Origin of the sequence: Microbacterium meiriae, from assembly GCF_040702565.1 — a bacterium.
Lineage (GTDB): Bacteria > Actinomycetota > Actinomycetes > Actinomycetales > Microbacteriaceae > Microbacterium > Microbacterium meiriae.
Map to the genome: position 1 here is coordinate 1,202,249 of NZ_JBFBLJ010000001.1, position 24,073 is coordinate 1,226,321.

Annotated in this window: 19 protein-coding genes and 1 pseudogene; 10 read left to right on the forward strand and 10 right to left on the reverse strand. The window is 66.5% G+C overall.

Annotated elements, in window-relative coordinates; translation table 11 throughout:
• Positions 1-76: 76 nt before the first annotated feature.
• Both hemW and AB0310_RS05865 read right to left on the reverse strand, forming a co-directional pair.
• Positions 77-1,294, reverse strand: coding sequence for a radical SAM family heme chaperone HemW (gene hemW, locus AB0310_RS05860; protein ID WP_366236757.1), 1,218 nt, complete (start codon positions 1,292-1,294; stop codon positions 77-79).
• Positions 1,294-1,947 (reverse strand): DUF1990 domain-containing protein, encoded by a 654-nt coding sequence (locus tag AB0310_RS05865; protein ID WP_366236758.1) that lies wholly within the window; start codon positions 1,945-1,947, stop codon positions 1,294-1,296. The genes hemW and AB0310_RS05865 overlap by 1 nt, the downstream gene beginning before the upstream one ends.
• Positions 1,948-2,204: 257 nt before the next feature.
• On the opposite strand from AB0310_RS05865, the gene AB0310_RS05870 reads away from it, so the two are divergent.
• Positions 2,205-2,585: a GIY-YIG nuclease family protein gene (locus AB0310_RS05870; protein ID WP_280564281.1), complete on the forward strand. Its 381-nt coding sequence runs from the start codon at positions 2,205-2,207 to the stop codon at positions 2,583-2,585.
• Between the two features lie 43 nt (positions 2,586-2,628).
• Here AB0310_RS05870 and lepA read toward each other — a convergent pair whose 3' ends face one another.
• Positions 2,629-4,497 carry a translation elongation factor 4 gene (gene lepA, locus AB0310_RS05875; RefSeq protein WP_259952209.1) on the reverse strand — a complete coding sequence of 623 codons (1,869 nt, stop codon included), beginning with the start codon at positions 4,495-4,497 and terminating at the stop codon, positions 2,629-2,631.
• Between the two features lie 242 nt (positions 4,498-4,739).
• On the opposite strand from lepA, the gene AB0310_RS05880 reads away from it, so the two are divergent.
• The 5 genes from AB0310_RS05880 to AB0310_RS05900 all read left to right on the forward strand — a co-directional run bounded on the left by AB0310_RS05880 (position 4,740) and on the right by AB0310_RS05900 (position 11,238).
• Complete coding sequence (locus tag AB0310_RS05880) at positions 4,740-5,723, forward strand: ABC transporter permease (RefSeq protein WP_101845332.1); 984 nt, start codon at positions 4,740-4,742, stop codon at positions 5,721-5,723.
• 1 nt (position 5,724) lies between these two features.
• Positions 5,725-6,663 carry an ABC transporter permease gene (locus AB0310_RS05885; protein WP_062766635.1) on the forward strand — a complete coding sequence of 313 codons (939 nt, stop codon included), beginning with the start codon at positions 5,725-5,727 and terminating at the stop codon, positions 6,661-6,663.
• A complete protein-coding gene (locus AB0310_RS05890; protein ID WP_366236759.1) occupies positions 6,660-8,588 on the forward strand; it encodes an ABC transporter ATP-binding protein in 1,929 nt (642 codons plus the stop codon). The genes AB0310_RS05885 and AB0310_RS05890 overlap by 4 nt, the downstream gene beginning before the upstream one ends.
• Positions 8,589-8,719: 131 nt before the next feature.
• On the forward strand, positions 8,720-10,432 hold the full coding sequence (locus AB0310_RS05895) for an ABC transporter family substrate-binding protein (RefSeq protein WP_366236760.1): 1,713 nt from the start codon (positions 8,720-8,722) through the stop codon (positions 10,430-10,432).
• 74 nt (positions 10,433-10,506) lie between these two features.
• Positions 10,507-11,238, forward strand: coding sequence for an alpha/beta fold hydrolase (locus AB0310_RS05900; protein ID WP_366236761.1), 732 nt, complete (start codon positions 10,507-10,509; stop codon positions 11,236-11,238).
• Here the strand turns inward: AB0310_RS05900 and AB0310_RS05905 are convergent.
• Positions 11,230-12,468, reverse strand: coding sequence for an MFS transporter (locus AB0310_RS05905; protein WP_363588858.1), 1,239 nt, complete (start codon positions 12,466-12,468; stop codon positions 11,230-11,232). The genes AB0310_RS05900 and AB0310_RS05905 overlap by 9 nt on opposite strands.
• Positions 12,465-13,838 (reverse strand): glycoside hydrolase family 1 protein, encoded by a 1,374-nt coding sequence (locus tag AB0310_RS05910; protein ID WP_366236762.1) that lies wholly within the window; start codon positions 13,836-13,838, stop codon positions 12,465-12,467. The genes AB0310_RS05905 and AB0310_RS05910 overlap by 4 nt, the downstream gene beginning before the upstream one ends.
• Positions 13,839-14,058: 220 nt before the next feature.
• Between AB0310_RS05910 and rpsT the strand changes: the two genes are divergently transcribed.
• A complete protein-coding gene (gene rpsT, locus AB0310_RS05915) occupies positions 14,059-14,319 on the forward strand; it encodes a 30S ribosomal protein S20 (protein ID WP_187661676.1) in 261 nt (86 codons plus the stop codon).
• A 62-nt stretch (positions 14,320-14,381) separates the two neighbouring features.
• On the opposite strand, the gene holA is transcribed toward rpsT, so the two are convergent.
• Positions 14,382-15,419 carry a DNA polymerase III subunit delta gene (gene holA / locus AB0310_RS05920; RefSeq protein WP_366236763.1) on the reverse strand — a complete coding sequence of 346 codons (1,038 nt, stop codon included), beginning with the start codon at positions 15,417-15,419 and terminating at the stop codon, positions 14,382-14,384.
• A 346-nt stretch (positions 15,420-15,765) separates the two neighbouring features.
• On the opposite strand from holA, the gene AB0310_RS05925 reads away from it, so the two are divergent.
• Entirely contained in the window at positions 15,766-16,305 is a 540-nt protein-coding gene (locus AB0310_RS05925) for a DUF5067 domain-containing protein (RefSeq protein ID WP_259952196.1), read from the forward strand.
• Positions 16,306-16,392: 87 nt separating this feature from the next.
• Here AB0310_RS05925 and AB0310_RS05930 read toward each other — a convergent pair whose 3' ends face one another.
• The 3 genes and pseudogenes from AB0310_RS05930 to AB0310_RS05940 form a co-directional block, all read right to left on the reverse strand.
• Positions 16,393-17,382, reverse strand: coding sequence for a ComEC/Rec2 family competence protein (locus AB0310_RS05930; RefSeq protein WP_366236925.1), 990 nt, complete (start codon positions 17,380-17,382; stop codon positions 16,393-16,395).
• A pseudogene (locus AB0310_RS05935) lies at positions 17,359-18,036 on the reverse strand (ComEC/Rec2 family competence protein); the annotation flags it as partial. The pseudogene AB0310_RS05935 and the gene AB0310_RS05930, both read right to left, overlap by 24 nt.
• Positions 18,037-18,140: 104 nt before the next feature.
• Positions 18,141-20,888, reverse strand: coding sequence for a TrlF family AAA-like ATPase (locus AB0310_RS05940; RefSeq protein ID WP_366236764.1), 2,748 nt, complete (start codon positions 20,886-20,888; stop codon positions 18,141-18,143).
• A gap of 501 nt (positions 20,889-21,389) precedes the next feature.
• Between AB0310_RS05940 and AB0310_RS05945 the strand changes: the two genes are divergently transcribed.
• A complete protein-coding gene (locus AB0310_RS05945; RefSeq protein WP_366236765.1) occupies positions 21,390-22,940 on the forward strand; it encodes a recombinase family protein in 1,551 nt (516 codons plus the stop codon).
• A gap of 28 nt (positions 22,941-22,968) precedes the next feature.
• Here AB0310_RS05945 and AB0310_RS05950 read toward each other — a convergent pair whose 3' ends face one another.
• The gene (locus AB0310_RS05950) at positions 22,969-23,544 is read right to left on the reverse strand and encodes a hypothetical protein (RefSeq protein WP_366236766.1); all 576 of its coding nucleotides are present in this window, start codon (positions 23,542-23,544) and stop codon (positions 22,969-22,971) included.
• Positions 23,545-23,715: 171 nt separating this feature from the next.
• Here AB0310_RS05950 and AB0310_RS05955 point away from each other — a divergent pair, with 171 nt between their 5' ends.
• Positions 23,716-23,940 (forward strand): helix-turn-helix domain-containing protein, encoded by a 225-nt coding sequence (locus tag AB0310_RS05955; protein WP_366236767.1) that lies wholly within the window; start codon positions 23,716-23,718, stop codon positions 23,938-23,940.
• Positions 23,941-24,073: the final 133 nt, after the last annotated feature.

The window sequence follows — 24,073 nt, forward strand, 5'->3', positions numbered from 1 at the left end:
TCTGCCGCCCTGAGTGCCAATCCTACCTCCTGCGATCGGGAGTTCTCCGAAGGCGGGACGGCCCGGGCGGCGTCGCTCAGTCCGTCAGCTCACGCACCACCGCGTCGGCGAGGAGGCGACCGCGCAGCGTGAGCTGCACGCGACCGCGGATCGCCGCCGGCGCATCGATCAGGCCGTCGGCGATGAGCCCGGCGACGCGGTCCCTGTTCCGCTCCGGGACGTCCGTCACCGCGATCCCTTCGCGGATGCGGCTGAGGAGGAGGATGCGCTCGAGCGTCTGCGCCTCCTGGTCGGGACGTTCGCGACCTGCCGCCGGCGAGGATGAGGCGGCCAGCCGCTGTGCGTAGGCCGCCGGGTGCTTGACGTTCCACCACCGGAGCCCGGCCACGTGGCTGTGCGCCCCGGGGCCGAAGCCCCACCAGTCGCTCCCCCGCCAGTATGCGAGGTTGTGCCGCGACCGCTGCCCTTCGCTGCGGGCCCAGTTGCTGACCTCGTACCACTCGAACCCGGCGGCGGCGAGGCGCTCGTCCGCCATCTCGTACATGTCCGCCTGCAGGTCGTCGTCCGGTGTCGGCACCTCGCCACGACGGATCTGCCGCGCGAGCTTCGTGCCGTCTTCGATGATGAGCGCGTACGCGGAGATGTGGTCGGACTCCAGGGCGAGCGCGGTGTCCAGGGATGCTTCCCAATCCGCGAGCGATTCCCCCGGCGCGCCGTAGATGAGGTCGACGCTGACGGCGAGGCCCGCGTCCTTCGCGGCGGCGACCGCGGTGCGCACGTTCTCGGGCCGATGCGTCCGATCGAGCGCGGCGAGCACGTGCGGGACGGCCGACTGCATGCCGACGGAGAGTCTCGTGACCCCCGCCTCTGCGAGGATGCGCGCGACCTCCGGCGTCACCGTGTCGGGATTGGCCTCGACCGTCACCTCGGCACCCGGAGCGAGCCCGAACGCCGCGGTGGCCGCTCCCAGCATCCGCGCCAGATCGCCTGCCGGCAGCAGCGTGGGTGTGCCGCCACCGAAGAACACCGTGTCCATCGGCCGCAGCGCTCCGGCGTCCTCCAGCACGGTGCGGGCGAGGGCGATCTCGCCGATGAGGGTGGACGCGTAGTCCTCCTGCTTCGCCCCGCGGAGCTCGCTGGACGTGTACGTGTTGAAGTCGCAGTAGCCGCAGCGCACCCGGCAGAACGGGATGTGGAGGTAGGCGGAGAACGGCGTCTCCGCGGAGATCGGGAGGTCGGCAGGGAGTCGCCCGTCCGGCGGCGCGGGATCCCCGAGCGGAAGCGGTCCCGCCATCACACCGGGGTCGCGTAGAGCGGGGAGATCGCGCGGAGGTAGCGCGCGAAGAGGTCGCGACGGCGGCGCTTCATGAGGGCGGGGACGAGGCGATAGAGCAGCGTGTTCGGGGCGTCGAAGGCGCGGACGGTGAACCACACCTCGTCGTTGTCCTCACGCCAGTCCACATCGAACGACTCCTCGCCGCGGACCACGGATCCGCCCACCGTGCCCAGCACGAAGCCGATCCGGCGGGTCTCCTCGGTGACGGAGATCACGCGCAGCTCCGAATCGGCGCGCATGCCACCGACACGGCCGCGCAGGTGGAGCGTCATTCCCGCGCCCACGAAGGGCATCCCCTCCGCGTCGTACCGCGGCTCCACGTCGCGCTTGCTCGGCGCGATCGGGTTCCCTTCGGCGTCGAAGCTCACGCCCGCGTACGCCGGACCCGGAGCAGGACGGACGTCTTCCACGGAGAGCCCGGCGGCGCGCTGCGCCGTCCACGAGAGCAGGGCTTCGCCGGCCGTCTGGAAACGCTCCTCACCGCTGCCGATGCGCCAGGATTCCTCCGCCGGGATGCTGCGCTCCGGCGGGTACTGCATCAGATCCGGGGCGTGGGTCGCACCCACGGCCGCATAGTCCACCGTGTCGTCTCGGAAAGTCCCGCGCCGCATGAGTTCCAGCCTACTTCGGGTTCCCTGAGCGAACACCCCCCGCGCCGCACGCCGTCACATCCCCCGGATGATGCTGGGTCCCTGAGCCTGTCGAAGGGCTGGATCCCTGAGCGTGTCGAAGGGCTGGGTCCCTGAGCGTGTCGAAGGGCGCACAACACTCAGTCCAAGGCTCCTCCACACCGCTGGGTCCCTGAGCTTGTCGAAGGGATCTCCGCACGCCCCGGCCAAGCCGCACGCACCTCCGCCATGATGGCCCGATGCCATGGACCTACATCCTCGAATGCGCAGACGGCAGTTTCTACACGGGCAGCACGAACGGCGACCTCGAAGCCCGCGTCTGGGAGCACAACCACGACGACGCCTTCTCCGCCAACTTCACTCGCAACCGGAGACCCGCGGCGCTGGTGTACGCGGAGCACTTCGACACCGTCGACGCCGCCTTCTTCCGGGAGAAGCAGATCCAGGGGTGGAGCCGTCGGAAGAAGATGGCGCTGATCGAGGGCCGGTGGGAGGACCTTCCGTCGTTGTCGACCTCGTACAGTGCGCTTCGACAAGCTCAGCGACCCACCGAGGCTCAGCGACCCACCGAGACTCAGCGACCCACCGAGGCTCAGCGACCCAGCGCGGGCAGCCCCTGAGGATGGCGCGCTTCGACAGGCTCAGCGACCCATCGGGCGTGGGCTACTTCTTGTCCTTGGTCTCGACGTCGCCGGAGAGAGCGGCGATGAACGCCTCCTGGGGGACCTCGACGCGGCCCACCATCTTCATGCGCTTCTTGCCCTCCTTCTGCTTCTCGAGGAGCTTGCGCTTACGGGTGATGTCACCGCCGTAGCACTTCGCGAGCACGTCCTTGCGGATCGCGCGGATCGTCTCGCGAGCGATGATGCGGGCACCGATCGCGGCCTGGATCGGCACCTCGAACTGCTGGCGAGGGATGAGCTTGCGCAGCCGCTCCGCCATCATCGTGCCGTAGGCGTACGCCTTGTCACGGTGCACGATCGAGCTGAACGCGTCGACCTTCTCGCCCTGGAGCAGGATGTCGACCTTGACGAGGTCGGCCTCCTGCTGCCCCGAGGGCTCGTAATCCAGGGAGGCGTAGCCCTGCGTCTTGGACTTGAGCTGGTCGAAGAAGTCGAACACGATCTCGCCGAGCGGCATGTTGTAGCGCAGCTCGACGCGCTCCTCGGAGAAGTACTCCATGCCGAGCAACGTGCCACGACGCGACTGGCACAGCTCCATGACGGTGCCGACGTAGTCCTTGGGCAACAGGATGGCTGCCTTGACCATGGGCTCCGACACCGAGCCGATGCGCCCATCGGGGTACTCGCTCGGGTTCGTGACGGTGACGGTCTCGCCGGTGTCGCTCGTGAGCACCTCGTAGATCACGCTCGGCGCGGTGGTGATGAGGTCGAGGCCGAACTCCCGCGCGAGGCGCTCGGTCACGATCTCCAGGTGCAGCAGGCCGAGGAAGCCGCAGCGGAATCCGAACCCGAGAGCCACAGAGGTCTCCGGCTCGTACTGCAGCGAGGCATCGGAGAGCTTCAGCTTGTCGAGCGCCTCGCGCAGTTCCGCGTAGTCGCTGCCGTCGATCGGGTAGATACCCGAGAAGACCATCGGCTTGGGGTCCGTGTAGCCGGGAAGAGCTTCCGCCGCGGGCTTGCGGGCGTTCGTGATTGTGTCGCCGACCTTCGACTGACGCACGTCCTTCACGCCGGTGATGAGGTAGCCCACCTCGCCGACGCCGAGACCCTTGGTGGGAGTGGGCTCCGGGCTCGACACGCCGACCTCGAGAGCCTCGTGGTTCGCGCCCGTGGACATCATCTGGATGCGCTCGCGGGGCGAGAGGCTGCCGTCGACCATCCGCACGTAGGTGACGACACCGCGGTAGGCGTCGTACACGGAATCGAAGATCATGGCGCGCGCCGGTGCGTCCGCGTCCCCGACCGGAGCCGGGATCTCCTCAACGATCCGGTCGAGCAGATCCTCGACCCCCATGCCGGTCTTCCCCGAGACCCGCAGCACGTCCTCGGGCTTGCCGCCGATGAGCGAGGCGAGCTCCTTCGCGTACTTCTCGGGATCGGCGGCCGGGAGGTCGATCTTGTTGAGGACGGGGATGATGTGGAGGTCGTTCTCCAGCGCGAGGTAGAGGTTGGCCAGCGTCTGGGCCTCGATGCCCTGCGCGGCGTCGACGAGGAGGATGGCGCCCTCGCACGCGGCCAGCGACCGGGACACCTCATACGTGAAGTCCACGTGACCCGGTGTGTCGATCATGTTGAGCGCGAAGACCTCGTCGGCCCCCTGCGCCTGGGCGAGCGCCCAGGGCATCCGCACCGCCTGGCTCTTGATCGTGATGCCGCGCTCACGCTCGATGTCCATGCGGTCGAGGTACTGGGCACGCATGTCCCGCTCCGCGACCACGCCGGTGATCTGGAGCATGCGGTCGGCCAGGGTCGACTTGCCGTGGTCGATGTGGGCGATGATGCAGAAATTGCGGATCTGCGCAGCCGGCGTCGCGGCAGGCTGAAGAGGGGTGAGAGCGCGTGGGGACATGTCCCGTCGATTGTACGGTGAGGGCTCTCATAATCCCCATTCGGGCGTATCGGTGATAGTCTCCCGAAGTTGCCCGGGATCAATCCGTGACACCGGATCCCGTAAGCGATACGACTCCGTCACAGACTCCGTGAGGGCTGTCGCGTCGCGCGGAACGGCGGATGACACCCGATCATCCGCCCGGCTCAGCGTTGCGTCGGCAGACCCCGAGCGCGTCTGGAGAAGAGAAAGACAAATCCCCCTTGATCAAGTACCTCGCGCGCCGTGCCCTCGGCTGGCTGCTCATGATCGTGGTCGCGACGAACCTCACCTACTTCCTCGCGTGGGGCTTCCTCGATCCGCGCAGCAACTATGTGGGTCGTCGCCCTCCGCTCACCGAAGAGCAGATCGTGAACACCCTCGCTCCCCGCAACCTGAGCGACACCGTCCCGCTCATCGAGCGGTGGTGGACCTGGTTCACCGGCATCCTCCTCCGCTGGGACTGGGGCGTGAGCCCGACCGGGGGTTCCGTCAACGAGCAGGTCGCCTACCGCATGTGGGTCAGCGCAGAGCTCGTCCTCGGGGCGACGATCCTCACGACGGTCCTCGGCATCGCGCTCGGCGTCTACACCGCGTCTCGGCAGTACAAGCTCGCCGACCGCATCGGCCAGGCCACGAGCATCATCACGCTCAACATCCCGATCGTCGTCGCGGCCTTCGCGATCGTCCTCCTCGCGATCGGCCTGAACAACGCCACCGGCACCCGCATCTTCTACGTGACCGGCAACGCGAGCCAAGGCGTCGAGGGTTTCTTCCCCACGCTCATAGACGTGTTGCAACACCTGACGCTGCCGACGATCGCGCTGGTGCTCACCGGCTACGCCAGCATCCATTTCCTGCAGCGATCGCTCCTCCTGGACAACATCAACGCCGACTACGTCCGGACGGCCCGCGCGAAGGGCCTGACCAAGCAGCAGGCCATCCGGAAGCACGCACTTCGGACGTCGCTCATCCCCGTCGCCACGCAGGTCGCCTTCACGATCCCCGCGATCTTCACCGGAGCGGTGCTGACCGAGACGATCTTCGCGTGGAACGGCATGGGCCGGTACTTCATCGAGACCATCACCAAGAACGACATCCACGGAACCGTCGCGATCGCCGCCTTCGGTGCGGTCCTCACGGCGATCGGCGCCATCCTCGCCGACATCGCCGTCGTCGTCCTCGACCCGCGCGTGAGAGTGAGCTGACATGAGCACCGACATGCTCGACCCGACCATCCACCCGGAGCCGGAGACCGCCGGCCCGGAGACCACCCGCGTCGCCACCAAGCGGCTGTCGAAGTGGACGCTGTACTGGCGACGCTTCTCCCGGAACCGCGGAGCCCTCATCGGCCTCGTGATCTTCGTCGTCCTCGTGCTGTTCGCCATCCTCGGGCCCTTCATCGCCCGGTACGACCACATCGAACTCGACTTCCTGAACCTCAGCACTCCCCCGTCCGCGGAACACTGGTTCGGCACGAACAACGCCGGAAACGACCTCTTCGCCCAGGTCGCCGTCGGCCTGCAGCGGTCGCTCATGATCGCCATCACCGTCTCCGTCGGCGTCACGATCGTGTCCGCGCTCGTCGGCACGGCCGCGGCCTACTTCGGCGGCTGGACGGAGCGCATCTCGCTCCTGGTCATCCACTTCATGATGGTGATCCCGAGCTTCCTCATCCTCGCGATGATCTCGAACAAGGCCGGCGGCGACTGGCGCGTCATCGCCCTCATCATGATCTTCGTGATCGGGTGGTACTTCCCCGCCCGCGTCATCTGGACGATGGCCCTGTCGCTCCGCGAGCGCGAGTACGTCAGTGCCTCCCGGTACATGGGCGTCGGCGGCATGCGCATCGTGCTCCGCCACCTCCTGCCCAACATCGGCTCTCTCCTCGTCATCAACTTCACCCTCGGCGTCGTCAACGCCGTGGTGACGGAGACGGGCCTGTCCTTCCTGGGCTTCGGCGTCAAGATCCCCGACGTGTCGCTCGGTGCCCTCATCGGCGCCGGCTCGAGCTCGTTGACCACGGCGCCCTGGCTGTTCTACTTCCCGGCGGCGGCGCTGACTCTGCTCACCGTGTCGATGGCGCTCATCGCCGACGGCCTGCGCGACGCCCTCGATCCCACCTCGGCTGCTGGAGGCCGCGCATGACCAACGTCCTCTCCGTCCGCGACCTCAAGGTCAGCTTCGCCTCCGAGGCCGGCCGCGTCGACGCCGTCCGCGGCGTCTCCTTCGACCTCGAAGCCGGCAAGACCCTCGGCATCGTCGGCGAATCCGGCTCCGGCAAGTCCGTGACCTCGCTCGCGATCATGGGTCTCCTCGACGAGAACGCCAAGGTCACCGGCTCGATCATGTATGACGGGAAGGAACTCGTCGGCATGAGCGACAAGCAGCTGTCGGTCATCCGCGGCAACGGCATGTCGATGGTCTTCCAGGACCCGCTGACCTCGCTCACGCCGGTCTACACGGTCGGCGATCAGCTCATCGAGGCCCTCACGGTCCACCGCGGCCTGTCCAAGAAGGACGCCTGGGACCGCTCCGTCGAGCTGCTCAAGCTCGTCGGCATCACCGAGCCCGAGCGGCGGATGAAGTCCTTCCCGCACGAGTTCTCCGGAGGCATGCGGCAGCGTGTCGTCATCGCCATCGCGATGGCCAACGATCCGAAGCTCATCATCTGCGACGAGCCCACCACGGCCCTCGACGTCACCATCCAGGCGCAGATCCTCGACCTCATCGAGAAGGCGCAGGACGAGACCGGCGCCGCGGTGATCATGATCACGCACGACATGGGCGTGGTCGCCCGCACCGCCGACGACGTGCTCGTGATGTACGCCGGCAAGCCCGTGGAGCACGCGCCCGTGCGCGAGCTGTTCCACAAGACCCGCATGCCGTACTCGATCGGTCTGCTCGGCGCCATCCCGCGCGTGGACAAGGCCGAGAAGGAGCCGCTGACCCCCATCAAGGGGAACCCGCCGCTGCTCATCAACCTCCCGGACGCCTGCCCGTTCGCCGACCGCTGCCCGATCGTCATGGACGCCTGCCGCGCCAAGGAGCCCGAGCTGCTCCCCGTGCCGACGGGCTCGGGCGACCTGCATCAGGCGGCCTGCATCCGCGCGCACGAGATCGAGGACGGCGGCCTCCTCGGTGGCCTGCCCGTCTACCCCGTCCGCCCCGTCCCGGAGAGCGACCTCACACGGACGCCGCGCGAGGAGCGGCCGATCACGCTCGAGGTGAAGAACCTCCGCAAGACGTTCCCGTTGGTCAAGGGCGCGTTCCTGAAGCGCAAGGTCGGCGAGGTCCAGGCGATCAAGGGCATCAGCTTCGACGTGCGCGAGGGCGAGACGATGGCCATCGTCGGCGAGTCGGGCTCGGGCAAGACGACGACGCTGCTGCAGATCATGGACATGGTCAAGCAGACCGAGGGCGACATCGTCATCGCCGGCACCAGTGTCAACGACATCCACAGCCGCAAGGTCGAGCGCGCCCTGCGCCGCGACATCCAGATCGTCTTCCAGGACCCGATGGGAGCCCTCGACCCGCGCATGACGGTGGCCGACATCATCTCGGAGCCGCTCTTCGCGATCGGCACTCCCAAGGAGGAGGCGCACCGGCGGGTGGACGAGCTCATGGACCTCGTCGGGCTCAACCCCGCGCACAGCGACCGCTTCCCGCAGGCGTTCTCGGGCGGTCAGCGGCAGCGCATCGGCATCGCCCGGGCCCTGTCGACGAACCCCAAGATCGTCGTGCTCGACGAGCCGGTGTCCGCGCTCGACGTCTCGATCCAAGCCGGCGTCATCAACCTGCTCGACGAACTCAAGACCAAGCTCGGGCTCTCGTACCTCTTCGTCGCGCACGACCTCTCGGTAGTGCGTCACATCGCCGACCGCGTGGCCGTGATGTACCTCGGCGAGTTCGTGGAGCACGGCGACGTCGACCAGGTCTTCGACGACCCGCAGCACCCGTACACGAAGGCGCTGCTGTCGGCGATCCCCGTGCCGGATCCCGACATCGAGCGCACCCGCGAGCGGGTGGTCTTCGACGCCGAGACGATGTCGACGACGCCCGCGACGGTCTGACCCGAAACCATGCGCCCGTTCCTGGTCACCGTCCGATAACGGTTAGGCGGCATTCACCGCAGTGCGGTGTACCGGGATAAAGCTCGAACTAGTCTTCCCTTTATGAAACGCCGAAAGGCGAAAGGAGCACCATGAAGAACAAGAAGTTGCTGGGGGCGGTCGCGATCGGCGGCGCCCTCGCACTCGCCCTCGCGGGCTGCGCGAGCGGTTCCGGGAACACCGGTGGCGGGGACAACGGCGAGAAGGTCGAGACCAAGACCGCCGACTACAACCCGCAGGACCGCAGCAACCTCCAGGAAGGTGGCGAGGTCAACTTCCCCATCAACGAGATCCCGGAGCAGCTGAACGGCTTCAACAGCGATGCCAGTGCTGACACCGCTCGCCTGTGGTCGTGGTACATGCCGCAGATCCTCCTGGTCTCGCCGGAGGGCGAGGTCACGAAGAACGACGCCTACCTCGATGCGTACGAGATCGGCGAGGAGGATGGCAACACGACCATCACCTTCACGTTCAAGGACGAGTCGCACTTCAACGACGGCACCGACATGGACTGGACGTCCATCGACGCCACGTGGAAGGCCAACCGGTCCTACGACGAGGGCTTCAACCCGAACGCGACCGACGGCTACAAGCAGATCAAGACCGTCGAGCAGGGTGACACCGCGAAGACCGCCGTCGTGACGTTCGACGGCATCTACGCCTGGCCGTCCATGGCGTTCCTCACGGGTGGCGTCCTGCACCCGGACATCGCCGACCCGGCCGTGTTCAACGAGGCCTTCATCGGCAACATGCACCCCGAGTGGGGCGCCGGCCCGTACACCGTCGACACGTTCGACGCGAACGGCGGCTTCGTCTCGTTCAAGCCGAACCCCGAGTGGTGGGGCAACGCGCCGCTGCTCGACACGGTCACCTTCACGGCCATGGAGCCCGACGCCTCGATCAACGCCTTCAAGAACGGCGAGATCGACATGGTGGGCGCCAACACCAACGACCGCCTGAAGCAGGTCCAGGAAGTGGACGACACCGTCGTCCGCCGTGCGCAGCAGACCGCCAAGACGGTCCTGCTCGTCGACGCCGACAAGCCGCAGTTCGAGGACATCGACGTGCGCAAGGCGTTCTTCCTCGGCGTGAACGTCGACCAGCAGAAGCAGATCGCGTGGAACGGCCTCGGCTACGAGGAGCCGGTCGCCGGTTCGCTCAACCTGTACTCGTTCCAGGACGGCTACAAGGACTCGTTCGCCGAAGCCGGTCTGAAGCACGACGTCGAGGGCGCCAAGAAGCTCCTCGACGACGCCGGCTGGACCGAGGGCGAGGACGGCATCCGCGAGAAGGACGGCGAGAAGCTCTCCGTCACGTTCCCGATCTTCGGTGAGGACCCGACCATCGAGGCCCTCGCGAAGTCGCTGCAGGCGCAGCAGAAGGAGATCGGCATCGACCTCAAGATCGATGTCCGCGCCTCCGCCGACTTCTCCAGCGACTTCACCACGAAGAACTGGGACGTCGTCTCGCTCCGCTTCACCGACTCCGACCCGTTCGGCCCGGCCTGGTTCTGCCAGCTCTACTGCTCGGACAGCGGTCTGAACCTGTCGGCGACCGGCACGGAGGAGATCGACAAGCAGATCGCCGACGAGGTCGAGAGCCAGAAGGACGCGGAGTCCTGGACCACCGCGGCGATGGACCTCGAGCCGAAGATCATCGAGCAGACGTGGGGCCTCATCCCGCTGTACAGCGGCCCCTCGATCTACGTGGTCAAGAACGGCCTGGCGAACCTCACGCCGGAGCCCTACGTCGGTCTCGACCTGTTCGGTGTCACGCCGGTTGAGAACGTCGGCTGGGAGAAGTAACACTCTCTGACACATCTCGTGTCGAAGCGGGGTCGGTGGTCCATCCACCGGCCCCGCTTCCTTATGCTGAAGGCGTGACCGTCCAGACCGTCCTCGTGCACGGCATCCGCACGTCCGCCACCATGTGGCGGTCGCAGGTCGAGTACCTGGAGGCGCACGGGCACCCCGTCACCGCCGTCGACCTCCCCGGCCACGGCAGCCGGATGGACGAGGACTTCACCCTTCACGAGGCGCTGCACACGATCGACGCGGCCGTCCGCGCCGCCGCGGAGAAGGGCCCCATCCTGCTGGTCGGCCACTCGATGGGCGGGCTGCTCTCCCTCGCGTACACCGGCGGGGTCGAGCCTCCCCCTGTCGACGGACTCGTCGCCGCCGCGTGCACGTCGCTCCCCCGCGGCCCCGGGCTGCGTGCCTATCGGCTGTTCGCCCGGGCCGTCGACTCCCTGCCGGACCGCGGCATGTGGCTGACGCAGCGGATGCTCGCCGCGACGATCCCCGAGGACAACCGCGGCGACTTCTCCGCCGGAGGATACGCGCTCGACATCCAGGACCAGACGCTCCGCAGCCTCGCCGCCCTGGATGTCGCCGCCGCCGTCCCCCGCATCCAGGTGCCGCTCTGGTTCGTGAACGGCCAGTACGATCAGCTCCGGCTGAACGAGCCCCTGTTCCGGCGCCTGGCCCCGCAGGCGGAGCTCATCGTCGTGCCGCGGACCACGCACCTGCTCACCGCCATGCGTCCGCGGGTGTTCAACGCCGTCCTCGCCCTCGCGATCGCGACGATCCAGGAGCGCGCGGCGTCACGCTGAGGACACCCGCGGCCGCGCGGCAGCGGTGAGCGCTCCCCCGACGAGCGACAGGATGGCCGCCGCCAGGAAGACGAGCCAGAATCCGCCGGCCAGGGCGACGAGTCCTGCGCCGAGCACGGGCCCGATGAGCTGTCCGAGGGCGGCGGTCACGTTCACGATTCCGAGATCGCGCGCGTGATCCTGCTCATCCGGGAGCAGATCGGCGGCGAACGCGAGGCCCACCGTCGAGAAGGCGCCGTAGCCGACGCCCATGAGCGCGGCGGCCACCATCGTCATCTCGAAGGTCGGTGCGGCCACGATCACCACACCCGACGCCGCCTGCACGACCGTGGCCCCCACGGCGAGCCGGCGCCGCTCTCCGGTGCGGTCGGAGACGATTCCGGTGATCACGGAGGCGAGCACCACGAAGACCGTGTAGACGACGATCAGCAGGAGGAGGTTGTCCTGTGCGGTCGTGCTCTCCTGTCCGAGGCCGTGGAGGAGGAAGAAGAGGAACAGCGCCGTGCCGAGGGCGTTGCCGATGTTGGTGACGAGTCGTCCGGAGAGCATCCAGGCGAAGTCGCGGTCGCGGAGCGACGCCAGGCGGGGCCGCCCGATGCGCTGAGGACGCAGCGCCTCCGTGCTCGGCGGGTCCGGCAGCAGCAGCGCCGCCGCGACGCCGACCACCGCGATGATGCCGGCGAGGAGCAGATACCCGGCGACGATGTCGAGGCCCAGCAGCACGACGAGCCCGACCCCCAGCACGATCCCGACCGCCTGGCTCGACCCGACCGCGGCGGACGCGGCACCGCGCTGCGTCGTCGGGAGCTGGTCGGCGATGAGCGCGGTGAACGCGGCGGAGGAGACGGCGACGCCGATCGAGACGCCGACCCAGCCGGCGCCGACTGCCCATGGGCCCTCGGCGAACCCGGTGAGGACGAGACAGACGGCCGTGAGCGCGACCCCTCCCAGAGCCCATGGCCGCCGCCGGTGCGCGCCGGCGCGGGCTCGATCCGAGAGCGCCCCGGCGAGCGGCCCGGCGACGACGCCGGCGAGACCACCCACTCCGAGCACGATCCCGGAGGAGACGACGCCGCGGATCCAGTCGTCCTCCGGAGTGTCGAGCTGCAGCGGGAGAAGGAGCTGGACCGGGGTGAGCTGGACGGTCCAGATGGCGAGCCAGGCGAGCGTGAACAGCGACATCCAGCGAAGACCGGCGCGGCGGGCGATGAGGCCCGGAGTACCGGTCATGCCCGTGCCGCCGCGGCGTCCCTGGCCTCACGAGCGCCGGCGACGAGGTCGCGGTACCACCCGTAGGAGGCCTTCGGCGTGCGCTCCCCCGACGAGAAGTCCACGTGCACGAGACCGAACCGCTGAGTGTAGCCGTCCGTCCATTCCCAGTTGTCGAGCAGGGACCAGACCGTGTACTCCTCGACCGGGACGCCGGCATCGAGGGCCTCGCCCACCGCGTCGATGTGCGTGGAGAGGTAGGCGATCCGGTCGGCATCCTCGACGGCACCGGCGACGTCGGGTTCGGGGAAGGACGCTCCGTTCTCCCCGATGATGATCGGTGGCATGTCCGGGTGTCGTCGGTGCAGATCGATGAGGAGGTCGCGCAGGGCGGACGGCATGATCGGCCACTCCGGTCCGAACCCGGTGACGGGGACTCCGGGCGTGGGCACGATCTCGAACGGGATGTCGGCATCCGGAGTACCGGCGGTGACGGTCGTCGGGTTGTAGAAGTTCACCCCGTAGAAGTCGATCGATCCCGCGATGCGGGCGAGGTCGTCGCCGAGGATGGGCAGCGGCGGGAGTCCGAGTGCCTCCAGGTCCGGTGTCGTCCCGGACAGCAGAGGCTCGCTGAACAACCGGTTGTGCAGGAGGTCGTACACCGCGGCAGCGGTGCGATCCTCCTCGGTGTCCCGCAGCGGCAGGACCCAGGTGTGGTTGTTGACGAGACCGACGCTCGCCGCGCCTCGGGCATGCAGCGCCTCGGCGGCTCGGGAATGGGCGAGCAGCTGGTGGTGCACGGTCGGAAGCGCACCGAAGAGGAGCTGTCTCCCCGGCGCGAGTGCCCCGACCGCGTAGCCCTGCAGCGTCGTCATGGCGGGCTCGTTCAGCGTGTACCACGAGGACACCCGATCACCGAGACGGGCGGCGACGAGGGCGGCGTACTCGCCGAAGCGCTCGGCGGTGTCGCGGGCCAGCCAGCCACCGTCGGCCTCGACCGCGCTCGGCAGCTCCCAGTGATAGAGGGTCGGGAACGGGGTGACACCGGCCGCCAGCAGACCATCGACGACGCGGGCGTAGTGGTCCAGCGCTGGGACGTTCCCGGGTCCGTGACCGTCCGGCTGCACGCGCGCCCACGGGATCGAGAACCGGTAGCGATCGAGCCCGAGTCCGGCTGCCAGGGCGACGTCATCCTCCACACGGCGATAGCTGTCGCACGCCGGTTCCGCGGTCGAGCCGTCCCGGATGCGTCCGGGCTTGGCGATCTCGTCGTCCCAGATCGACCGTCCCGCACCGTCGGCACGACGGGAACCCTCGATCTGGACGGATGAGGTGGCGGCGGACCAGCGTAGCCGCGCACGCGCGGTCGGGTCGGTGCTGAGGGGGGTCATCGGGCTCCTGACGTCGTCGTCGTTGTGGATGATTCTGCACCCGGTCCCGCCTTCCGCGCGACGGCGTCTCGCCTGGGCGATGTCGTTTCGCACGATCCCACCCGGTACTGGTAGACTCGACTCTTGGCTTGCGTGTGGGTTCTTCCCTCACGACCGCCGTGCAGCAGCCCTCTTCTGCTGCCGGCACTCCGAATAACTCCTGTACAGAAAGCGTCCACACGTGGCAAACATCAAGTCGCAGATCAAGCGCAACAAGACCAACGAGAAGGCTCACGAGCGCAACAAGGCCGTGAAGAGCGAGCTGAAGACTCTCGTCCGCCAGACCCGCGCGGCCGTCGCCGCCGGCGACAAGGCCGCCGCCGAGAAGAACCTGAAGAAGGCCTCGGTCAAGCTCGACAAGGCCGTCAGCAAGGGTGTCCTGCACAAGAACCAGGCGTCGAACCGCAAGTCGGCGATCGCCAAGCAGGTCTCCGCTCTCTGAGCTTCTGACTTCCGGAAAGCCCGTCTCCTCGTGAGGCGGGCTTTCTGCTTTCGCGCAGGGGCTTATCCCCCGAACGGCTCGCGGGTGGCGATGACCGTCACCATCCGCTCGAGCGCGAAGATGGGGTCACGCGCCGCACCCTTGACCTCGGCGTCCGCACGCGCGGTGGCCTGGATCGCCATCCCGAGGGAGCGCTCGTTCCAGCCCGCCAGGTCGCGACGCGCGCGGTCGACCTGCCAGTCCTTCATCCCGAAGCGCTGGGCGAGCTGCCTGCTGGGTTCACGATTGCCGGCGACGCGCGCCATCGTGCGCAGCTTCATCGCGAACGCGGCGACCATCGGCACCGGGTCCGCACCGGAGGACAGGGCATGCCGAAGCGCCACGAGAGCCTCGCCGTAGCGACCGGCGATGGCGGTGTCGGCGACGACGAACGCCGACACCTCGACCCGGCCGCCGTAGTACTTGGTGACGACCTCTTCCGTGATGTCGCCCTCGACGTCGCCGATCAGCTGCTGGCAGGCGGCCGCGAGCTCGGTGAGGTCGTCGGCGAAGGCCGAGACGAGCGCCCGGAGCGCGGCCGGAGCGATGCGCTTCTGGGCCGCCTTGAACTCCCCCGCCGCGAAGTCGACCCGGTCGCCGTCGCGCTTGATGGCGGGGCAGGCGATCTCGATCCCGCCACCGGTCCCCGCACGCAGGGCGTCGAGGAGCTTCTTCCCACGGACACTGGCGCCCGTGTGCCGGAGCACGACCGTCGCACCCTCCTGCGGGTTCTCCAGGTACCCGATGGCCTCCTGAAGGAAGGCGTCGGAGCACTTCTCCACGCCGGATACGCGGACCAGTCGCGGCTCACCGAACAGGGACGGTGAGGTGAGGGAGAGCAGTGTGCCGGGAGCGTAGTCGTCGGCGCGGACGTCGCTGACCTCGAGTGCCGGGTCCTCGGCACGGAGGTAGTCGCGCACCCCGGCGATCGCGCGCTCGGCGCAGACCTCCTCCGGGCCCGAGACGAGCACCAGCGGCGCGGGATGCGGCTCCCGCCAGGACACCTGCGGGATCTTCGTGGCCTTCGCGCCGCCACGGGAGGGAGGACGGGAAGCTGCCATGGGACCAGCCTACCGGCGGTGTCGGACACCCGACTCAGGGCGGCGCGACGTCGGTCCAGACGCGAGAACTTGCGCCTTCCTATTATCAAGCCGTCCGCAACGCAGTTGCGGAGCCGATGGGCGAGCGATCGTCGAGCGTCGATACCCCGAATCGTGTTTCACCGAGGTTGGGCCGGAGACGATTCACCTCAAATGATGACGTGCTGATAACAATCGCGCCAGCCCGCTCATCTGGCGATCTCCAGCCCGTCCGTCTACCACTAGCGTGAGATTGCTGACGTCACGTCAGCAATCTCACTTACGCTTGGGGGACGCGCTGATGCGCCTGTCAAAAAACAATTCCGTCGTGCTCGCTCTGGTGACCACGGCACTCCTGCTCAGCAGCTGCTCAGCACCTGCGGCTGAGCCGAAGCCGCAGACGACCACTGCAGTGTCGAGCGATGGCACCTCGGACGAGTCGGAGACGACCACCGACGCATCGTTTGCCAACAACGTCCTCACTCTACCCGCGTACACGATCACGATCACCGACACGAAGAAGATCGCCGTCGGCCAACCAGGCAACGAGTATGGCGAGAAGCCTGTCATCGCGTTCTGGTACGAAGTCACGAACAACTCCGATGACACGATCGATCCGTCCATCGCGTGGATCGGCACCTTCACCGCGATCCAAGACAACGACCCGAACGCCGTCAACGAGCTCGGCATCGGCATGCTCCCGGACGAGCAGTTCCTCGACTCCCAGCTACAGGACATCAAGAAGGGCGGCACGGTCGCCAACGCTGTTGCCTACGAGCTGGACGACGAGACCACCCCGGTGGAGCTTGTCGCCTCTAACGACCTCGGCGTGACCGAGATTGGACGCGCAACGTTTACGCTGCAGTGACCCACTGAGCGCGGCACCGAACGGCTCCCGGCGCATGCTGGGGCCGTTCGAAGTCAAGAGCCAGGTGCGTTGCCTCGTGAATGGCGCTCAGGGCGGCGCGACGTCGGTCCAGACGCGGAGGACATCGTCCTCGATGCCGAGCAGGGTGCGGCCGTCGCGGTCGGTGCGGTAGACCTGCGTCCCGAGAGCCGACAGGAGATCCAGGGTCTCCCGACGCGGGTGCCCGTAGTCGTTGTCGGCGCCGACCGTGATGAGCGCGACCCTCGGCTGCACAGCGTCGTAGAGGGCGGGTTCCTGGTCGGCGCTGCCGTGGTGGGCGACCTTCACCACGTCGTATCCCGTCAGCGGCGTGCTCCGGAGCAACGCGCGCTGCGGGGCAGCGGAGAGGTCACCCAGGAAGAGCGCTCGGGGCACTCCTCCCCCGACGAATTCGGTGACGACGCTCGCGTCGTTCCCTGGCGGGAAGGCGGCACTGTGCGGCAACGGCCAGAGCACCCGCCATGCCGCTCCGCCCAGCGCGCCCCGGTCCCCGGCGTCGACCGGCCGGAGGGCTCCGCCCGCTCGGGCCAGGCCGTCGAGCGCACGCGCATCGGCGGCATCGGCAGGTGGTCCATGCAGCACCGTGCCCACTTTGCCTTCGAGTGCCGTCGCGCCTCCGATGTGGTCCGCGTCGAAATGTGTGAGCACGAGGAGGTCGATGTGGTCGATGCTCAGCGAGCGCAGACAGGCGTCGAGCGCCGTCGGGTCCGGTCCCGTGTCGATGAGGGCCACGGCGTCCTGCGAACGCACCAGGACCGCATCGCCCTGGCCCACGTCGCACGCAGCGATCGCCCACCCGTGCGGCGTCACGAGCGAGGCGAGCGGACCGTCGATCAACGCACGGGAGGCGCCGACGGACGCGACGACGATGAGAACGCCGGCCGCCACGCGTCGAGCGGCGGGGAGCACAGCGCCGGGCGTCCAGGCCCGTCCCGCGCGAACCGACGCCGTCACGACGTCGGTTCGCGCGACTTCCCGGACGCGCGGCCCTCCGCGGCAGCACACGACGGCGATCGCGACGCTCACCAGCGTGACCACCGCAGCGCTGCCGAGGCCGGCAGGGAGGAGCACCTGAGCACCCGGGAGTCCGGCGGTGACCCGCGCGACCGTCGCGATCCACGCCGACGGCAACCAGGCAGACGCGGCGAGCAGATCCGCGACGACGGGGACAGGGGCAGCGAGACAGGCGAGGAGCCCGATCACCGTCGCGAGCGGCGCGGCCGGCTCGGCGAGGAGGTTCGCGACGACCGAGACGAGCGACTGCTGCTCCGCGAACAGCGCGATCACGGGCGCGCACGCGAGCTGCGCCGCCAGAGGCACCGCGATCGCGAGGGCGAGCGGGCGGGGCAGCCAGCGCGCGATCCCGTCCGCCAGCGCCGGGGCGAGGAGGATGAGTGCCCCGGAGGCCACGGCGGACAGCGCGAATCCCGGCGTCGATGCGAGCCAGGGATCAACGATGAGGAGGGCGGTCACGCACACGGCCAGGATTCCGGCACCTGCGCTCGGCCGCCCGACGAGGATCGACAGCATGCCCGCCGCGGCCATCGTGGCGGCCCGGATGACGCTCGGCTCCGGCGTCACGAGCACCACGAAGGCGGCCAGCGCCACGACGGCGAAAACGACCCGCAACGCCCGCGCCCCTCCGCACAACGCGACGATCCCGAAGACCGCAGCGACGACGATCGCGCAGTTCGCCCCGGATACGGTTTGTGAAAGAGGTGGGTAGCTAACCGGATGACGCTACCCCTGTGCCGCCGAAGGATGATGGGCGACACAGGAGCAGCGCTATCAGCTACCTAGCTAGGCACGCCGACCAATCGCATGAAGCGCGTGCGGATTGCGTCCTCTCCGCCTTCGAGGATCTCGCGAACGCTGTCCTTGACGTCGGGGTGCTGCAATGTTCCAGAAGCTTCGATAGCGGGCAACGCCGCGTCGTGTTCGAGCACCAGGATGTTCTCGGCTCCGGAGGTCACAACCACATTAGCGTTATGTGTGGACACGATCAGTTGCCGGTTCTGTTTGATCTTCTTGAGGGTTTCCACAGCGAGGTACCTGATCAGCTTGTTCTCAAGGTCGTCCTCAGGCTGGTCGAGCAAGAGGGGCTCGTCCCCCATCTGAAGGATCACAGCCAGAAGGGCTGCAGTTTTTTGACCAGGCGATCCTCGATCGACGGCCACGAAGTCTGCCTGCCCGTTCGCCTGGTACATCACACGAATGAGGTCGTCGGGGAACCAAAGCATGATGTCGGTGACCAGATCGAAGCTGTCAGAAGTAGCTAGCCTGGAGTAAAACCGACCATCGATCCTCACTGCGCTGGCAATCTCCGATTCAATGCCGGCCTCAACGAGCTGAATCAACTTGCCCTTGAAGCCCGAAACGTCCTGCGGGAATCGCGAGTCTTGCGGCACCTTATCGCTCACTAACAACGGGATCCCATCCTGAGCGAACGCTCCTTCGAACGAATCAGGTGTCCGCAACAACGTGCGCAACTCATCACCGAGGCCTGCAACGCTTCCCTGTTCGAAGACCTCCAGCTTCGTGCGAGTTCCCTGCGTAGCGTTGAGACTCTTCGTATAGTCCCGCCTGCGGGTGAAAAGCTCAGCCCGCTTCGCACGGATACTCCGCATTACCTCGTCTATCACCCCTTCTTGCGCGCTGCGCCTAGCCTCCGCGTTCTCAAGCTGTTTGAGTTCGGCCGTCAGCTCTGCTTCGAGTTTTCGGTCGTGACTGGTCTGATCGGCGGACGCAGCGGATACACCACCCTGTTCGTTCATCCACGCACCCAGCCGCGCAGCCTCTTCGGTCCAGTACTTCGCTGTGCCTGTAGCTATCCAAGCCTGACGAGCGGAGCGGACAACTGCCGCGGCTTGATCGAGGAGTATGGCCGCGCTCTCGTAAGAAGCCACGTAGTCCAGATACTCGGTGCTTTCATCGGCGTCCATGGGCAGGGTGCGAAGCGAGGCGGCCTGCTGAGCGATGATCGCTTCGATCTCGCTGCTCATCAAGTCCGCCGAGTCGACAGTCCGCGTCTTCGTCTCGAGCTGAGACAGCGTCGCGTACTCGGGGCTAGCACGAAGATCTTCGAGGTGGCGTAGTCGCGCTTGCACCTCCTGGAGCTGTCCTTTCAGGCGGTCAGCCTTCTCCGACTCTGCAAGGAGCTGTCGGAGCGTGTTCCGCTCGGTCTTGAACTTGAGCCGGAGTTCCTCATATTGCTCCTCCCACTCGGCTTTTTGAATCTCCGGCATGTCGTCGACAAGCTGGAGGAAGCTTTGCGGCTTGGTCGCCATTTCATAGATCTGTTTCTGGCTGAAGACTCGCACAGGCGCACGATCGACTACTCGTCCCGATTGCTGCTCCCACGCCGATCCATCCCAAAGCGCGAGGCTTGAATGTGAAGGTGAAGCACCCTCCCACCTGATCCTCAGCAGCTGTCCGCCTCGTGCGTAGATCACCTCAATCTCAGTCTCGTCATTCCACCATCGCTCGCTCGCATCTGTCGTTGGCGCAAATCGAGCCAGATCAGCCGCGAGATTGGCTGGCAGCTCTTCTACCCGACCATGCGCCAGGCGAAGGAGCTCAACGAGCGTTGACTTCCCGACGCCACGACCGCCGATCAGGCAGTTCATCCATGGGCCGAACGTAAACTCACGATGCTCGCCCCTGTGCCTCACCATGATCGCTTTGATATGGTCGTGCTTCACATCATTCAGGTCGTGGTCACCTCGTCGAAAACGACGGATCGACTCTGACGGCTCGGCCAGCGCCAATCGAAGGCCCTCCATAGTGAGTGTCTCAGCTTTAACCATCGTCAGGTGAGTCCCCGGCGCTTTTGCTGCAGCCGGATCCGGAGCACCATCCGTGGTTAGGTGATGCGCGTCGGACCCGAGAAGAGGCACCCACCCACGTTTGCTTGCCTCGCCCACCTTGCCGTCATCAGCAACTTCAGCCGCGATGACATGACCGCTGGCGGCAAGAGTCTCTAGTTCGCGGGGATCCATATCGAGGACGCCAGCGCGCTGGTCGATGTGGGCCGGGATTAGCATGCCGCCCAAGTCGCGAACCACTTCAGCGGCCGCGTTCACAGTCATGTCGGCGACATCATCGCTTCGTCCTGGCGTTCCGTCGAACTTGCACCGCGCGAGCACCCGGATGACGATGGAGGCATCACACGTGTGCTCGAACACGGCAAGCGCATGAAACCCTCCAGCGAGAGTCAGCTCGACTCCTGGAAAAATCACAAGTGGCGGCAAACCGGGATCAGCGTCCTGGAGTTTTCTGAGCGCGGCTCGCGCCGCGTCAATCCCTTCATGCGAGTTGTGGTCAGTTACTACGATCCCGTCGACGCCAGCATCGATGTATGCACGGACCCAAGTCTCAAACGAAGGCCGCGGATTGGTCGTTGTCTCGCCCTCCAACCCACCGTAATCGAACGATGCCGGCGAGTGAGCATGGATATCCAAACTCCACCATCTCGCGCCAACATAGCCTGTTTGAGGCGCTGCGCCCTCAAGATATGCGGGGGGTTCACCCTCTGAGTTTTCCATGCTTCATCGTGGCATGAGGATCGGCCCCGGAACCGCCCGACGGGCACGAGTGGACGATGATGCACAAAACCAGTTCGAGCGTGCGGCGCTCGCGCTACAACCGGGTCAGACCGCATGGACATGGATTGGACAAAGGTCGGCTCTTCACGAGGGCACGAGTCAACCGAGGACTCTGGCATGCACGCCCGGTTTGATGGAGAAGCTCAGACCGCGCTCTCCCCCGCCTGGCCCAACAAATCTACGGTCGCGAACTATTGCTCGATATCCGGGCAGCTAACGGCGACGAGAACACCTTCGTAACGGGGCACGTCCGCAAGATCGCCCTGCTCTTCCCTGCGGGGTGTTCGCGACCCACGACCAGTGGAGAGGGACGGTGAATCATGATGCAAACGTAGCGACGACAAACGAAGCCGATCAGCGCCGGAGAACTCGATCGATCTGATCGCCGACCGTGAGCTGCGAGCGCATGTCGTGCGAGCGCCCAGCGGTAAGCTCGACGCGATGCCTCTCGACTCAGCCAAACGTGTGCGTGAGTATCTTCGCGTCTCGCTCGATCGTTCAGGCACCGGGAAGAGTCCTGATCAGCAGCACGATGAAATCGTCGCCGAGGCGGAGAGACGCGGATGGCACGTCCACCCCTCCCCTTACCGCGATGACAACCGAAGTGCCAGCCGTTACGCGCGACGGCAACGTGAGGGATTCGCTCAGCTGATCTCGGATCTCGAGGACAGCACCTTCGACGCCGACCTCCTGGCGATCTGGGAGTCGAGCCGTGGTTCTCGCCGGACCGGCGAGTGGATCGACCTCATCGACCTGTGCCGCGAACGCGGCGTGGGCATCTGGGTCCTGACACACAATCGCGTCTACGACCCGGCTAACGCTCGAGACCGCCGCAGCCTCCGCGAGGACGCCTCAGACGCTGAGTACGAGTCAGACAAGACCAGCGAGCGGCTTCGACGTGACATGCGCGCGGCGGCGAAGCGCGGTCGCCCCCATGGCAAGAACGTCTATGGCTACCAGCGGGTCTACTCTGTGACCGCCAACGGAACCAAAGTGCTGGACAAGATCATCGAGCATCCGGACCAAGCCTGGGTCGTCAAGGAAGCGGCGGCGATGGTTCTTGCCGGACGCTCCTACTATGACATCGCTGCGACGTTCAACGAGCGTCAGATCCCGCCGCGACGTCGCGCGCGCTCGGAGCACCGACAGTCTCTGGGGTGGACCGCTCCGGCTGTGAAGCAAATGTTGAGTATGCCTGTATACATGGGGCAGCGAGTTCACAATCCCCGCGAAGGAGAGGCTGCAACGTACGACGGCATTTGGCCGGCGCTGATCGAACCGGACGACTGGCAGCGCCTCCAGTCTGCGATGACATCACGCGGATTCAAGTCGAACAACTGGACCGCTACCCATCTGCTGTCCGGGATCGCTCTCTGTGGAATCTGCGGCGCCCGGATGCGGGCGGGAAAGCAGAATGCTGGCACATCGAAGGTCGACGAAGACGGCAAGGTCATCCCCCGGCCTCGCTACTACGCCTACAACTGCATCGGCACGCCGGGACGACCAGGATTCCACGTCTCGATGCGCGAAGAGCATCTCGACCTGCTGGTTACCGAGCTAGTCCTTGCTCGCCTCGAACGCCCTGACTTCCTCGCCACCCTTGGTGGGCAAGACGAGGAAGTGGACGCCGAGCGGAAGTCGATCGTCGACGAGATCCGGGGTCACGAGCAATGGCTCGAACAAGTCGCGGTGGAGGCCGAGCGGCGTCGGGATCTGCGTATGCTCACTGAACAGCGGGACCTTGTCGAACCGAAGATTGAGGCGGCGCAGAAGCGGCTCGAATCACTTGCAGGCGCTGACCCTCTCATCGTGGAACTCGTCCGATCCCGGCAGGTCCGAGATACGTGGGCAGAATGGACAGATAAGGGCGACATCGTTCGTCAACGTCACGTCATCCGCGAACTGATCGTGCCTCGGGTGCATCGAGTGCCGGCGGAGGCTGTAGGCAGGCGCGGTTTAAATCCGGAGCGAGTGACGTTCGACTGGCGCTGATGACTAGGCGCGCCTGCGACCTCAACCCTCATAGCAAGTTGGCTTCGCGAGCCCGGACGATCCAGTTCGTCGCGGTCCGCGCATGCAGACCAAAGGTTTCAGCTACCGCCTTCGCCGGCGGATACCTGACAACGCTCGCAAGTCGGTAAACCGTTCCCACATCGGCCACATCAACACTGCTCCCTTTCCCGCCCCCGAGCGGTGGCCGGTACTGCCGAAACTCTGGGGCAACAAAGGCAACGACGGCGTCCGAAAGCGCATCGCCATCAAGTTGAAACGTTCGCGGAAGCACCCAGCGCATGACGCTCAGCGGGGCCACCGCGCGTAACAGGGTTCCGCTGACCTCAGCTCCCTGTGCCGCCATAACCGTCACCCTGTACAGGCGGTAACTCCCACCCGCGTCGTCAAGATGAGCTTCTACCTCGAGAACCGACCCGTCCCGAACCTCACTGTCGCTCGCCTGGACGCCGGGCAGGTTCACCAACGGCCCCCAGGCACGAACGATGGCGGGGGCGGACACCCCCGGATGGACGACATAGCTATCAGAGCCGAGGTCGATGCTCCACCCTCGTTCTTCGATGTCTGTCTCGGGTGTAATCGGCACGACGACCACTCTAGTCGTTCCCTACCTTGACGGTACTAGGTAATGTATGTAATGTAACGAATACAACAGAAGAACGAACCGGCGGAGCCATCATTAATCTTCCATCGTGGCCGGAACACTCAGTCCCGTCGCGGCGGCCTCTTCGGGACACATACTGACAAGGAGTGTTCCGTGGGATCCACCGATTCAACGACACCAACGCATGAAACTCTACTGAGCGCCTTCACCGTAGCTCAGGCCCAGGACATCTCTGGCCGATCCGGCTTCGTCCTCCGGGCGGACATCCGCTCAGGCAAGCTCACCGCATACAAGTTCGGCGGTCTCTGGCGAATCCTGCCCGAGGACCTGGAGTCGTACCGCTCGAAGCTCGTTACCCCGTCGCGGAGCGCACGTTGAGCGCGGGCGTCATGGAGCGCGTCCAAGAAAAGACGATCACGCACGATGCGGACAGCATCCGCGTTTGGGCCCGGGATCGAGCAGCAGCCGCTCCCCCTCTGTCGCAACAACAATCACTGCGACTGAGAGGCCT